14 protein-coding genes are annotated in these 14,503 nt (G+C 49.2%); 2 read left to right on the plus strand and 12 right to left on the minus strand.

Annotated elements, in window-relative coordinates; genetic code table 11:
• Positions 1-758 precede the first annotated feature (758 nt).
• From MUB35_RS16170 to MUB35_RS16220, 11 genes are all read right to left on the minus strand, one after another.
• Positions 759-2,096: a CCA tRNA nucleotidyltransferase gene (locus tag MUB35_RS16170; RefSeq protein WP_244806504.1), complete on the minus strand. Its 1,338-nt coding sequence runs from the start codon at positions 2,094-2,096 to the stop codon at positions 759-761.
• 1 nt (position 2,097) lies between these two features.
• Positions 2,098-3,537 carry a proline--tRNA ligase gene (gene proS / locus MUB35_RS16175; protein ID WP_033140986.1) on the minus strand — a complete coding sequence of 480 codons (1,440 nt, stop codon included), beginning with the start codon at positions 3,535-3,537 and terminating at the stop codon, positions 2,098-2,100.
• A 44-nt stretch (positions 3,538-3,581) separates the two neighbouring features.
• Positions 3,582-4,067: a deoxycytidylate deaminase gene (locus MUB35_RS16180; RefSeq protein ID WP_033140987.1), complete on the minus strand. Its 486-nt coding sequence runs from the start codon at positions 4,065-4,067 to the stop codon at positions 3,582-3,584.
• Positions 4,068-4,093: 26 nt separating this feature from the next.
• Complete coding sequence (upp, locus tag MUB35_RS16185; protein ID WP_033140988.1) at positions 4,094-4,723, minus strand: uracil phosphoribosyltransferase; 630 nt, start codon at positions 4,721-4,723, stop codon at positions 4,094-4,096.
• Between the two features lie 19 nt (positions 4,724-4,742).
• Entirely contained in the window at positions 4,743-5,171 is a 429-nt protein-coding gene (gene rpiB, locus MUB35_RS16190; RefSeq protein ID WP_033140989.1) for a ribose 5-phosphate isomerase B, read from the minus strand.
• A 104-nt stretch (positions 5,172-5,275) separates the two neighbouring features.
• On the minus strand, positions 5,276-6,325 hold the full coding sequence (locus MUB35_RS16195) for an L-threonylcarbamoyladenylate synthase (protein ID WP_033140990.1): 1,050 nt from the start codon (positions 6,323-6,325) through the stop codon (positions 5,276-5,278).
• 96 nt (positions 6,326-6,421) lie between these two features.
• Positions 6,422-7,117: an N-acetylmuramoyl-L-alanine amidase gene (locus MUB35_RS16200; protein ID WP_033141014.1), complete on the minus strand. Its 696-nt coding sequence runs from the start codon at positions 7,115-7,117 to the stop codon at positions 6,422-6,424.
• 63 nt (positions 7,118-7,180) lie between these two features.
• Positions 7,181-9,391: a bifunctional diguanylate cyclase/phosphodiesterase gene (locus MUB35_RS16205; RefSeq protein WP_033140991.1), complete on the minus strand. Its 2,211-nt coding sequence runs from the start codon at positions 9,389-9,391 to the stop codon at positions 7,181-7,183.
• Positions 9,392-9,536: 145 nt separating this feature from the next.
• Positions 9,537-10,331: a hypothetical protein gene (locus MUB35_RS16210; protein WP_225305365.1), complete on the minus strand. Its 795-nt coding sequence runs from the start codon at positions 10,329-10,331 to the stop codon at positions 9,537-9,539.
• A gap of 15 nt (positions 10,332-10,346) precedes the next feature.
• A complete protein-coding gene (locus tag MUB35_RS16215; RefSeq protein WP_033140992.1) occupies positions 10,347-12,065 on the minus strand; it encodes a glycosyl hydrolase family 18 protein in 1,719 nt (572 codons plus the stop codon).
• Between the two features lie 223 nt (positions 12,066-12,288).
• Entirely contained in the window at positions 12,289-12,627 is a 339-nt protein-coding gene (locus tag MUB35_RS16220; protein WP_225305366.1) for a hypothetical protein, read from the minus strand.
• Positions 12,628-13,008: 381 nt separating this feature from the next.
• Between MUB35_RS16220 and MUB35_RS16225 the strand changes: the two genes are divergently transcribed.
• Complete coding sequence (locus MUB35_RS16225) at positions 13,009-13,752, plus strand: adaptor protein MecA (protein ID WP_054351883.1); 744 nt, start codon at positions 13,009-13,011, stop codon at positions 13,750-13,752.
• Between the two features lie 77 nt (positions 13,753-13,829).
• Here MUB35_RS16225 and MUB35_RS16230 read toward each other — a convergent pair whose 3' ends face one another.
• A complete protein-coding gene (locus MUB35_RS16230; RefSeq protein ID WP_033140994.1) occupies positions 13,830-14,030 on the minus strand; it encodes a DUF1858 domain-containing protein in 201 nt (66 codons plus the stop codon).
• A 259-nt stretch (positions 14,031-14,289) separates the two neighbouring features.
• On the opposite strand from MUB35_RS16230, the gene MUB35_RS16235 reads away from it, so the two are divergent.
• On the plus strand, positions 14,290-14,460 hold the full coding sequence (locus tag MUB35_RS16235) for a DUF362 domain-containing protein (RefSeq protein ID WP_033140995.1): 171 nt from the start codon (positions 14,290-14,292) through the stop codon (positions 14,458-14,460).
• The last annotated feature ends 43 nt before the right edge of the window (positions 14,461-14,503 follow it).

Below are 14,503 nucleotides of genomic sequence, written 5' to 3' on the forward strand. Positions count from 1 at the left end.
ATATTTCTCCGGAAGGCAGGGCGGCTCCTGGCTCCGTTCCCCTCAGCTAACTTGCTCCCAGTTGCTAAATTCGTCAGCAATGGCTTCCTCATTAATCAACTGGGGCAAGTGGATCTTCGGCTCTCTCCACAAAACACTCGCCTCCCTGCCTTCCCCCCGCCCGCCCTCCCCGCCTGCTGTCTGATTATAGGAGTGCTGCGGTTGGCTTTCGGCTTGCCTGTAGATATGAGCACTGCGGTTGTCGGTCTCCTTATCCGCTCTTTTAATAGCTGCGGATGGAAATAGTTCACCCATAAGCTCACCCATAACAAAAAAAACGTTGACACTACGATTATTACTCGCAGTATCAACGGTTTTTTACTTTTCCCCTATACGAATTGTTTCTATAACAATATACAGCTCCAAAAAATCACTTCCGCTATCCCAACGCATCTCCCGATTCCAACACCTTCCCTCACCTAAAAACTCCTCACGGTGAGGACTTTTCCCTCACAACTATCCGGTCTTCACTGTCAGCCCGAACAGCCGGTGTGGTGTGAGGGCAGGGGAGGCGGGGATACAGGCTGGCGAGTGTCTAGCGGAGAGAGCCGAAGATCCACTTGCCCCAGTTACTTAATGAAGAGGCCCTTGCCGATGAATTTAGTAAATGGGAGCAAGTTAGCTGAGGGGAACGGAGCCAGGAGCCAGGCTGTATCCCCGCCTCCCCTGCTCTCACGCCGCACCGGCTGTTCGGGCGTCCGCAAAAGCCACTCCCTTGCTTATCCTCTCCCCAACTCCCTCTCAACAATCCCCATCAGCCTCCCCTTCTCATTAATCTCCGGCTCCTCCAGCACCTCTTCCAGCAGCCTATTAAGCATCCCCCCAATTTCCGGCCCCGGCTTCATCCCCGCCTCTATCAGATCCCTTCCATTGACAGCCAGCGTCTTCACCGAAACACATTCCTTTCTCTCCAGCACTCCCCGGTAAATCTCCTCCACCTTCCGTATCCGCTCCAGCTTTTCCTCCCTGCGGTACTCACTCTGCGCCATAGTATCCGCATACTGCACCTTCAGCAGCAGAGGAAACAGATCCTCCCCTACCTTATTCAGTGCCCTGCGGACAGCTTTTGCATTGGGTTCCGGACGGTAATCATGCCAGTAAACCAACTTTGTCACCTTTTGAATGGTATCATTGTCCAGCTTCAGCCTTCTCAGAACATTCCTTGCAGTCTTCTCACTTCCCGTACTATGCCCTTTAAAATGGTCCCTGCCGTTATCATCCGTAGTCCTGGAAGCCGGTTTTCCGGTGTCGTGAAGGAGCATGGTGAAACGCAGGATCTTATCCGCATCCACATATTCCAGGCTTTTCAGCGTGTGTTCCCCCACACTCAGACAGTGATGCGGCGTATTCTGCGGTGTTTCCATCATGGCATCAAACTCCGGAAGGACCACCTTTGTGATACCTGCTTCCCAGGCTGTTTTCAGCAGATGTGGATTTTTCGATACGAGAAGCTTTGTCAGCTCCGTGGCAATGCGCTCCGCACTGATCTTTGCCAGTGTGGGGGCAAGCTCCTGTGCGGCCTTTTTTGTACGCTCCTCTATGGAGAATCCAAGCTGCGCCGCAAATCGGACGGCACGCAGAATGCGCAGGGCATCCTCTGTAAAACGCTCATATGGGTCGCCTACACAGCGGATGATCCCCTGTTTCAGGTCCCGGATACCCCCGAAGGCATCCACAAGCCCCTCCCTGTCATTATAGGCCATGGCGTTGATGGTAAAATCCCGGCGGCGGAGGTCTTCCCGCAGTTCACCTGTGAAGACCACCTCTTTTGGATGGCGGCTGTCTTCATATTCCCCGTCAATACGGTATGTGGTCACTTCAAAGCCTTCCCTGCCAAGCATCACGGTCACAGTGCCGTGCACAAGCCCTGTGTCCACAGTGCGGCGAAACAGCGATTTAACCTCCATGGGTTTTGCTGATGTGGTAATGTCCCAATCCGCCGGAGATGAATGGAGGAGGCTGTCACGAACACAGCCTCCTACCGCATAAGCATCATATCCATGTTCCTGCAAGGTTTCTATTATCTCTTTTACTCTCTTAGGAACTTCTATTTTCATTCTAGTACGCACGCCCCCAGTAGACCATCTTCTTAGCCGGTTTGCCGCAGCAGACACATTTGTCTGATAAGTTTTCCTGCTCAAAAGGTATGCAGCGGGATGTTGCCTGGACGTCCTCTTTGATCTTGTCCTCACATTCCTGGCAGCCGCACCACATGGCCTTGATAAATCCCGGTTTCTCGTTGACAGTCTGTTTGAACTCTTCATAATCAGTTGCCACATATGTGTGTGCATCACGGTGTGTTCTGGCACGCTCCAGCATATCACTCTGCATGATTTCCAGAATTTCCGCTGTCTTCTCTGCCAGAGCATCAAGGGATACCACTGTCTTCTCTCTGGTGTCTCTGCGGACAATGACTGCCTGGTTGGCCTCAATGTCTTTTGGACCGCACTCGATGCGGACCGGAATGCCGCGCATCTCCTGCTCTGCGAATTTAAATCCCGGGCTCTTGTCTGTCTCATCCACTTTCACACGGATTCCGGCAGCCTTCAGTGCGTCGGAAAGCTCACGTGCCTTTTCCAGAACACCCTCTTTTCTCTGCTGGATGGGGATCACCACTGCCTGAACCGGAGCGATCCTCGGGGGAAGCACAAGGCCGCTGTTGTCGCCGTGCACCATAATGATGGCGCCGATCATACGAGTGGTCATGCCCCAGGATGTCTGGTGTACATATTTTAATGTGTTGTCCTTGTCTGTATACTGAATGTCAAATGCCCTGGCAAATCCGTCGCCAAAGTTGTGGCTGGTGCCTGACTGCAGTGCTTTTCCGTCGTGCATGAGGGACTCAATGGTATAAGTAGCCTCCGCGCCTGCGAATTTTTCCTTGTCTGTCTTGCGGCCTTTGATCACCGGGATCGCCAGCACCTGCTCACAGAAATCCGCATACAGGTTCAGCATCTGAACGGTTCTCTCCTCTGCTTCCTCTGCAGTGGCATGTGCGGTGTGGCCCTCCTGCCATAAGAACTCCCTGGAACGGAGGAAGGGACGTGTTGTCTTCTCCCAGCGTACCACGGAACACCACTGGTTGTATACTTTCGGCAGATCCCTGTGGGACTGGATGTCTCTTGCGTACAGGTCACAGAAAAGTGTCTCAGAGGTTGGGCGGACGCAGAGTCTCTCCTGGAGCGGTTCCAGACCGCCGTGTGTCACCCAGGCAACCTCCGGCGCGAATCCTTCCACATGGTCCTTTTCTTTCTGGAGCAGGCTTTCCGGGATGAACATGGGAAGATATACATTCTCCACACCTGTCTCTTTAAAACGTCTGTCCAGCTCGTGCTGGATATTCTCCCAGATCGCATAACCTGCCGGTTTGATCACCATACATCCTTTTACACTGGTATAGTCAACCAGCTCTGCTTTTTTTACTACATCGGTATACCACTGCGCAAAATCTTCCTCCATGGAAGTAATGGCCTCTACCATTTTCTTGTCTTTTGCCATAGTAATGTTTTGTCTCCTTCTACTGTTTATTTTTGTACAGACAGCTACACGTCAAAGCTGATGTTTCTGCCTGTGTGGTTATATTTATAATAACGGACTCCCGCTGCGTCAAGCATTCGTTTTGAAGCCTGGACAGACGGAGTATCCGCGTATTTATCACTGTCATAGACAATGGTCTTGATTCCTGCCTGGATAATGGCCTTGGCACATTCATTGCAGGGAAACAGAGATACATAGAGCTTTGCTCCCTCCAGTGAACCGCCCCTGTAGTTTAGGATGGCGTTCAGCTCACTGTGGGTCACATAGAGATATTTTGTGTCCAGCTCCTCCCCTTCCCTTGCCCAGGGAAACACATCGTCTGAGCATCCTTTCGGGAAGCCATTATAGCCCATAGACAGAATCTTGTTGTCCGGGCTTACTATACAGGCTCCCACCTGGGAACTCGGGTCCTTGGAACGCATTCCCGAAAGCTTTGCAACCCCCATAAAATACTCATCCCAGGAAATATAGTCATTTCTCTTACCTGTCATTTTCAAAACCTCCCGAAAAACACCTGTTATTTTGTCCCGAAAATACGGTCTCCGGCGTCACCAAGGCCCGGCACAATATAACCGTGGTCATTCAAATGTTCATCCAGGGCACCGATATAGATGTCCACATCCGGGTGTGCTTCGCTTAAAGCCTTCACACCTTCCGGCGCTGCGATCACACACATGAAGTGGATATTTTTCACGCCTTTTTCCTTCAACATAGTGATGGCTGCCTCAGCGGAGCCGCCGGTGGCAAGCATGGGATCTGTGACGAAAACTTCACGCTCTTCACAGTCAGCCGGCAGTTTGCAGTAGTATTCCACCGGTTTCAGGGTCTCCGGATCACGGTACAGACCAATATGGCCCACCTTAGCAGCGGGGATCATGGTGAGCATACCTTCCACCATGCCCAGTCCAGCGCGGAGAATGGGAACTACTGCCAGTTTCTTGCCTGCCAGTTCTTTGACTGTTGTCTTTGTGATCGGTGTATCTATCTCAATATCTCTTAACTTCAGGCCTCTGGTGGCTTCGTATGCCATGAACATGGCGATCTCACTTACCAGCTCCCGAAATTCCTTTGAACTTGTCTCTGTACGGCGGATGATGCCGATTTTGTGCTGAATGAGCGGATGCTCCATTACCTGTATTTTACCCATTTGTTTTCTCCTTTGTCTTCTATTCTTCGATCAGGTCGATTCTTCTCTGATGTCTCTCCTCACCGGAAAACTCTGTATTCAAAAAGGTATCCACAATCTTTACAGCCAGCCCCGGTCCTACCACGCGGCCGCCAAGAGCCAGTACATTGGCATTGTTGTGCTGTCTGGTGGCCTCAGCGCAGAAGCAGTCTGTGCACAGCGCCGCACGGATTCCTTTCATCTTATTTGCCGCTATGGAAATGCCGATGCCTGTGCCGCAGATCAAGATCCCCTTGTCACACTCTCCGCTCTGAATGGCCTTCCCGACTTTTCTCGCGTAGACGGGATAGTCCACTGACTTGTTGCTGTCACATCCGAAGTCCTTGTATGGAATCTTGTGTTCCTCCAGATATCCGATGATCTCCTGTTTCAGCTCAAATCCGCCATGGTCACAGCCTAATGCTAACATTTAAATTTCCTCCTGTATTTTCATTTTTTATCGCTCTGCAGTTTATGTGCCTGCACACGGAAACGGCTTGTCCGGCATATGTCTGCCCGCCGCCCGCAGGCCTGTTAAACATGTATCATATGATGCCCTGCCGCCTTGAGAAGCCGGTTCATAATGGCCTGTCCCATTCTGGGCGTATCAAAGGACTCTGAAAAAATATGATCTACCTGCTCCTCATCAAACTCTCTCAAAAGCCCGAACAGATGTCTCGCAATGGTCTCCTCATCCTGCCGTGTTCCGATACTCTTTATGACCTGGGCCTCATAGGCGCCCACAGTCTCATCCGTGCCGATGACGCCCACACGTTTTCCCTGAGCCTGCAGTTCACGGCTTTTTTCATTGATGGTTTTAATAACCTGCTCCGTGCTGCCTTCCACAATGGTCAGGCCGGCATTGGGGGCGTAGTGACGGTACTTCATTCCCGGGGCCTTTGGCTTTACCTTTTCATCCGTGATCAAAAGACCCTTGTCCATCCGCACCGGGCCGATCACCTCCTCAGCCATCTTCTGGCTGATATATCCGGGGCGCAGGATTACGGGGATCTCCTCTGTAAAGTCCACAATTGTGGACTCCAGCCCGATTCCCACATCTCCGCCGTCCAGGATCATATCCACTTTTCCGGTCAGATCTTCAGCCACATGGGCCGCCCTGGTGGGGCTTGGACGCCCGGATGTGTTAGCACTGGGTGCCGCAATATATCCTCCGCCGAGACGAATCAGCGACAGCGCTACCGGGTGGGAGGGCATCCGCACCGCTACGCTGTCAAGGCCGCCTGTAGTCTCATAAGGCACCGCATCGCTTTTTTTGAAAATCATGGTCAGAGGGCCGGGCCAGAACTTTTCAGCCATCTTTCTGGCTTTTTCCGGAATCTCACTGACAATCCGGTCCAGGCTCTCCATATCCGCAATATGGATGATCAGCGGATTGTCTGAGGGCCTGCCTTTTGCCGCATATATTTTCTCAGAAGATTCTGCATTCAGCCCGTCTCCGCCCAGCCCGTACACGGTCTCTGTGGGAAACGCAACCAGGCCGCCGTTTTTCAGGATTTCTCCCGCCTGCCTGATCACAGATTCATCGGGGTGTTCCCTGTCTACTGCCAATATTATGGTCTTCACGTTTTCTCTCTTCTTCCTGTCTGTTCTTTACATACATAACCATAATACCATTGTCTCTATGGTTTTTCCACAATTTTTTTACAGCCGGTGAGAAATTCAGGACTCCGCGTCTCCCAGATATGTAAGAATACCGTCCCGGACCGCTTCTGCCACCTTATCCTGGTATTCATCTGTCTCCAGAAGGCCCGCCTCTTTTGTATTGCTTAAAAATCCGCATTCCACAATATTTAAGATCCCCTCGCTGCGTTTCAGCAGATAATAGGTGGAATTGGCCTTCTCCACTCTCGGTCTGCTCACATCAAGCTGGCTGTTCATAGCATCCTGAATGCATTTTGCCAGTTTCCCGCCCTCTGCTGAGTGAGTGAAATAAAAAACCTGGGGGCCGCAGACCGCCTCGTCAGGATAACTGTTCTGATGGATGCTCACAGTGAGCAGGGGCTTCTTTTCCCTGATAAGCTCGCACCGCTTCTGCATATCCTGTACCTTCTTGTTTCTGCTGTCCGCGTCGTAAAGGCCGCCGTCCTCAGATCTGGTCATGATCACCTGATACCCTTCTTTTTCCAGAAGCTTCTGGAGCTTTTTCGATATTTTCAGGTTGATCTCCTTTTCCTCCAGTTTCTTTATGCCCACCACTCCGGGATCCATACCCCCGTGTCCGGCATCCACAACGATGACGCCTTTCTTTCCTTCCGCTTCCTTGCTCACCAGCCGCGCCCCTTCCCTGGAGAGCAGAAATGCAGAGGCAAGCAGAAGAACAGCCATTCCCAGTTCCACAACACGTCTTTTCTTCATCACAAAAAAATCCCTCAAAGCCTATTCGTTAAAGTATATGCTTTGAGGGACTTTCCTAATCTTTTAATTTCTGCCCGGCTGCAGTTTTTCAAAAAACTGTTCTGCCGGAACCGGCCGTCCGAAATAGAAGCCCTGTATGAGCCGCAGGCCCATGCTGCTCACTCTTCCGTATTCCTCTTCTGTCTCCACACCCTCCAGGCAGACCTGTTTCCCCACATCATTGCACAGTTCTGTGATGGAACGGATAAATGTGGCGTTGAACAGATCCGTGGTGATTCCCTTGACAAATCCTCTGTCTATCTTCACAATATCTGCAGGTATATACTTTAGCATAAAGAGGGAAGAATACCCCACGCCAAAGTCATCCATTGCCACCCGGACACCCATTTCCCGAAAGCTCTCCAGTGTCTCCCTGACTATGGCATCCTCCTTGACAAAATAGGACTCTGTCAGCTCCAGTGTAAGATTTGCGGGACTGAGTTTTATTTCGTCCAGGGTGTCCCTCACAAAGGACGTCAGATCCCCTTCCAGGAACTGCTGATAGGACAGATTCACACTCATGTTGAAATCAGGTTTCTGTTCACACCACTGTCTGCACTGGGCGGCGGCCTTGCGCAGGATCCACATGCCCATAGGAACGATCAAACCGTTCTGCTCCAAAAGAGGTATGAACTCACCGGGTGACACATCCCCGTATTTGCTGCAGTGCCAGCGGGCCAGCGCCTCGGCTCCGTAAAGCCTGCCTGTCTTTGCATCCACCTGAGGCTGGTAGCAGACAGAAAATCCGGCAAAGCCCCGCTCTATACTCTCTCTGAGCATCTGCACCATTTCCAGTTTTTTCTCCTTCTCCAGGGGAATCTCCGGAGAATAGATCGTCATCCGGTTCTTGCCCCTGACCTTGGAGCGCTCCAGTGCATAGTTCGCGCACTTTAAGAGGTCCAGGTAATTGTCCGCATTCTCAGGGCAGACCGCGTAGCCCCCTGATATGGTACAGTAATATTTCTTTCCGCTGTACTCCTGCTGGCGTGTATACTTATTCTGGATCTTTGAAAAGATCTCCTGCGCGTCCTCTTCGGTACCGTTGGTAAGGATAATTCCGAACTCATCCCCGTCAAGGCGGTAAAGCCTGGCATTATCAGGGAGCATAGCACTTATATTTCCTGCCGTTATCCGCAGGATCTCATCCCCGAACATCCGGTCATACAGGTCATTTACATTCTTAAAGGCATCCATATCCAGGATCATGATCCCGATTCGGGTGATCTGGCTGCCGTCCATAAGGTATTTCTTGATACTGCCCTCAAATTCAAACCGGTTATACAGGCCTGTCATATGGTCAATCTGCTTTTCTTTGCCCAGATTCGTGATCATGCCGGCAAACATATCCGGTTTCCCGTACTGGTCGCGGATCAGCTTGCCTCTGCACCTCAGCCAGATCCATTCTCCCTCCGTATTCTTAGCTCTGTATTCAATGTTGTGTTCCTCTATACGTCCGTCCGCGATCTCCTGATTACTCTCAAGGAAATGTGCCTCATCATGGGGGTGAATCAGGCCGATCCAGCAGGCTGCCGCGTTCTCCACCACCTCACCCGGCAGGCCAAATTCCTGCACCATGGCCGGAGGATAACGAAACACGCCGGTCTTCATATTGCCTATAAATATGTAGTCATCTGTACTCTCTGTCAGCGCGTCATACAGACGAGCCTGGTTATATTGAAATTCATCCTTTGATTCCGCTTCCGAATCGTTGTATTTTAATCTGTTCTTTGCCCGCATAATATGATAATTACGCTTCTGCATATACATCAATTCATCCGTTTTGGCTATGATATCGGAAACTGTAAAGCAGTCCTCAGGATAGACTTCCACTGCTCCATAAGAAAAAGACGGCTGGCACTCCAGTCCGTAATCTTCCCGCTCTCTCTCCAGTATTTCCAAAATCTTCTGTATGCGCTTATCCGCGCAGATCAGCTCTTCCCCGTAAAATGCCACGATGAACTCATCACTGCTCAGACGGAAAATCACATCCTCCGGACACAGACAACGTCTGGAAGCAGATGTGACAAACTGAAGCACCCTGTCACCTTCCCCGTCTCCATAACGATTGTTGATCCAGTTCAGACTGTCAATATCAAACATTGCCACTGTCAGCATTTTTTTCTCTTTTTTGGCTCTCTTGACGATCAGTTCCAGCCTGTCCTTGCCTTCCCTTCGGCTGGATACCCCTGTCAAAGAATCCATTGCTGCCAGCTGCCACAATTCCCTGTGCTCCATAACGCCCTCTCCTACACGAAACCCTTTATCCCTCTGCTATCTTATCATTGTAAATGGCAGCAGGGAGAGATACAAGTGTATTTTACCACATATTTGAAATAAATTCAAAAAACCCCGGGACTTTATCCTCCCGGGGCAATGAATCTCATTTTTCGTTTTCCAGTTCTTCCTCAAGAAGGGCTTCGTCTTCCTCACTCAGCAGCCTGGATATCTGCATGGCAAGTTTGGAGTCTTCGTCTTCCTCCTCCTCAAACTCTTCCAGCTCCGCAATATCATCCAGAGCATCTAAAAGGTCCAGCTCCTGGGTGTCTCCCAGGTGCAGCTCCTCCGCATCCTCCACCGGCTGGGGAAGTTCCACTTCCGGTTCTTCCTCAATGTCATTGAGTGAAGTGGGCATTGTGCTGATGATCTGGTGCACCTCTTTATAGGAAGCCATGAAACGCTTCTGCGCCTGGTTGATGAGCTGAACGATCTCATTCATCTCATCCTGGACAGCTATGTATTTTTTCTTGCCTTCCCGAAGCTTGTCATCGATCTCAGACTGTACAGCCTCCACCCGCTGTTTTGCCTCTGCCTCCGCCTCGGAGATCATGGTGTTGCATTTCTCCTCAGCATCTTTGATCATAGCATCTGACTTTAACTGAGCGTCAAAGACCAGTTTTCCGATGCTTTCATAATTGTCAATATACTTCTGGTATTTCTCGTGGATTTCCATCTCCAGTCGCTCCTGGTGCGCGTCCTTTAACTCAATGCGCTTCATAAGCTCTGCGATCTTGGCATCCTTTTCTGAGATGAGCTTTTTCAGTCTCAACTGTTCAGCAGCAGCTTCATCCTTCATTCGCTGCACCTGTTCTAATACGTCCTCCTTATCAAATCCCCCCATGATCGTGGTTTTAAATATTTCATGTTCTCCCATTACTCCACCTGTTCCTTTCTGCATCACATCCTGCTGTTTTTACTGCAGGTACTGGCTGATGGTATTCCACACGTCAGCCCTCTCAAATCCCAGTTTCCATTCTGCCACGCCTCCCAGCTCATACTTCTGTACAAGCTGCATCTTGGCATCCAGTGACTGCTCATCCTCCAGCCACATCTGATATAAACCATTGTCTGTTGACAGCTCCGCATAGTTCTGGGAAACATCCTTGTTCCAGTACATTTCCATGCCCATCTCTGTCACAATTTTACTTGCCTGGTCCATACCCATGATCTCACTCGTTACAGTGCCGGCATTGTCAGTAAACCAAAGCCTTGTATAGAAGGGAACTCCGTTGATCACCTTATTCTTCGGAACTTCCTTTAAGGTCTGCTGGATTCCCTCCTCCACAAAAGGCAGGGAGGCGACAGAACCTGCTTCCTCTGTTCCGTCTGTGTGTTCATCATATCCCATGATAATGACATAATCCGCCACGATTCCCTGTTCCTTCCTATTATAAAAGGAGGTAAACTGCGGAACCGGATTGTCTACAGACAACACCAGGTTATTTTTCCGGCAGGATATGGACAGTTCGCGTATAAACTGGATAAAATGGGGCGCCTCCTCCTGCGTCAGTGCCTCAAAATCCACATTAATGCCGTCCAGCCCTACCCTTACTGCCTCTTCTATGAGTTTCTGAATGAGATGTTCCCTGGATGTGCGGTTAGACAGCGTGTCCAGAGTGCTCACATCTTTATTGAAATTGTCGATCAGTCCCCAGACCTCCAGCCCCTTTTCATGGGCCAGGTTCACGTAATCCGCACTGGCAAGGGAGGAGATGGTTCCCTCTGCCCCGGTAACGGAAAACCAGGTAGGTGAGATCACATTGATTCCCGTAATGTTCTCCAGTGTCTGGGCAAGTCCTGCATTGGCATCCTCTGATGTAACCTGGTGCCATGCCAGATTGATCTTGTGGTCTCTTGTCAGGCTGGTAAACTCCTCTTTATAGCTGCCGTCATATTCTGCCTTCTTCTCCTCAGGGGCTGTGAGGTCCTCCTTGGACACATAGCCGTTGAAGCCGTCAGAAGTTGCTACCTGGGACCAGTTATCCAGCTCTTCTATAAGCGTCAGTTCCGTTCCCTTTGCCACATCCGTCAGAATATCACTCTTGATGCCCCCGCGGTAACGGATCACGGTATCGTTCTTTGCTTTTACGATCTTTTCACTGCCCCACTGATAGCGGATCACCGCTTTGTTTGGACTTTCGGTCACCGTACTGGTGATCTCCATATATTTCTGAATAAAATCAAGGGCCAGATAAATTTTATCATCTGTCTGGCGGATGATTTTATAACCTTCATCTTTATTTTCACCATTCACCGTATAAGACGTGCTCTCCGGTGCTATGGCAAGAATCTCCTTTGGTGTGGTGTAGAGCATCTGGCTGCTGTCCGCTTCCCAGTAAAAACGCCCTCCCAGCACATTTGACACTGTTTCATAATCCAGATAGACCCTTCCGTCCATCCATTTGCCCTTCGTATCACTCACTGTATTCTGGAGCACCAGGGCCACGTCATCCTCTTTCTCCAATCCATAGTAAGTGTTCAGATTCATTCTCGTATCGGAAGGTGTATGTCTCTTGATCGCGGCAGTCAGCACTCCCACAGCTGCAACCACAACGATCAGAAGGATGACTACCAGCACCATAACGGCATTGCTGTTCCTTCTTCTCCTCCGCCTTCTCTTCTTTTGACTCATAATTAAACTCCTTATTTTTTCTCGCATTTCTCCACCATTATAACATACTTTTTCCGTTCGTCATTACTTTCTTCGACAATTTATATTTTTTTAATAGTAGGAAATTCGGGAAAACTTAACAGCCGGATTGGGGAAAAGCCCTGAAACTCCCAGGGTTTTTCCCTGTTCCGGCCCCCTGTTATACATACCGGGAACGCAAATATTACAGGGTTACATCTATGGCTTACTCATTTTTCACGAAATCAAACTGCAGTCTTTCCACCTCCCCTCTTTCGTTCTGCACATAGTCGCGCATATAGACACCTTCCTCTGCGATACTGCATGCCTGTTCAATCTCTTCCGGCGTGCTGGGGCTTCCGTTTAGTAAAAGGGGAATCCCCTGACGCCGGTAAGTCTCCAGCTCACATCGGAGCGCTCTGGTTTCCTTGTCTTTCTTCATGTTTGCTGTGGACAAAAGTTCGTGATATATTATACCTCTGTCCTCTCCTTTCTTCTTGAAACGCGGTTCCAGTATTACAGATAAAGAAAGGCGCTGTAATCCCCATAATAAAAATAAATCCATGGTCTTAGTGTTCTGTCACATGGGATCATGCAAATCGTACAGAATGTACTCTCTGCCTGCGGTCAGACGCCGCCTGAAATGAAAACTTAGAATATTGTCATTGACGAAGGCCTACGGGATATCATCACTCCCCTCTGTAAAATATTTTACAGCACTCCTTCTTTGTCTGTGAAAATCATTATATCATACATGAATTTGTCTTAGCAAGCTGTTTTATGTAATTATTTTCCTTTTTTATCATATTTTTAATTTTTTCCACATATATGAAAAAAGTATGAAGCGCTTTACATACCGGCGTTTCATAGTATATAATATAAATGAGATACCAGCATCTTTGTTTTGCCAGACGGCAGAACCGACAGATAGACAGGATGTGATAAAATGAAGATAGAAAAAATCAACGACAACCAGATACGTTGCACGCTCACAAAGGCTGATTTGGAAGACCGTCAGATTCGTTTAAGTGAACTGGCTTATGGTACGGAAAAGGCCAAAGACCTGTTCCGTGATATGATGCAGCAGGCAAACTATGAATTCGGTTTTGAGGCCGACAATATACCGCTGATGATCGAGGCGATCCCGGTTTCTGCCGACAGCATTATCCTGATCATCACCAAGGTGGAAGACCCGGAGGAACTGGACACACGTTTTTCCAAATTCACACCTTTCGGCGGACCTGCAGGAGACAATGCTCAGCCTCCTTTAGAATTTGAGGGAGCCGATGATATCATCGATGTATTCCAGAAAATCTACGAGGCAAAAGCAAAAAATGCAGCCAAGAAAAAAGGAGTAAAAACCCCGGCACCATCTGAGACACCGGAAGTACCTGTCCGTCTCATACGGCAGTACCGTTTTCAGGACCTGGACGGCGTGATCCGTGCAGCCCGCGGCCTGAATAACTTCTTCCAGGGCGTAAACTCCCTGTACAAAGACAGTGCAACAGGGGAATATGAGCTGGTGATCCACCAGTCCGAAAATACTCCATCCGATTTCAATAAAGTCTGCAACATGCTCTCCGAGTACGGAAAAGGCAGTGCCTTCTCACAGGCAGGGGAAGCATATCTCCAGGAGCACAGCGAACGCATCATTGCGGATAAAGCACTACAGAAATTAGCAGCCCTATAACCGGATGCTGGTAAAAGTAAAAAGCCCCGGCGGACCTCCACTTCTTTGTGGAGACCGCCGGGGCTTTTCACTTTTCATTATTTATCTGCCAGGAAATCGTTGATCTGAGCAGTCAGAACATCTGCGTCAATTCCATGAACCATGGCAGCTTCTTCCAGGCTTTCACCCTGAGCGGAAGGACAGCCGATGCAGTGCATACCGGCTCTCATCAGAATCGGAACAATATTTTCATCCACACGGAGTAATTCGCCGATTGTCATATCTTTGGAAATTGTCATGATAGTTTCCTCCTTTTTTCGTACTGTGTATTATTATAAACTCTTTTTCTCCTATATTCAACTGTTTTTCTCCGGTTTTCTTTTTCTTCTCGAAATTCACGGATTGTTTAGAAATAAAGACTTGTATTCTAATACCAAATATATTAGAATATGCGTAAGAGCTGAATCTTATACCATCGAATTTTCCCAATGTACTGCTGCGGCAGGTCCTGGGCCAGATCAGGTATGATTCAGAAATTATAAAAGGAGGATTTTAAGTATGGCATACGTAATTACAGACGAATGTGTAAGCTGTGGAACCTGCGAAGGAGAATGCCCATCTGAAGCTATCTCCCAGGGCGATGACAAATACGTTATCGATCCGGACAAATGTGTTGACTGCGGAACTTGTGCAGAAGCATGTCCTACAGAAGCAATCGTAGAGGGTTAATAACTTTAAAAAAACACAAACCTGTATCACGCAGGTTTGTGTT

The sequence above is a fragment of the Blautia sp. NSJ-175 genome (genome assembly GCF_022867815.1).
In the GTDB taxonomy this organism is placed as follows: domain Bacteria; phylum Bacillota; class Clostridia; order Lachnospirales; family Lachnospiraceae; genus Blautia; species Blautia celeris.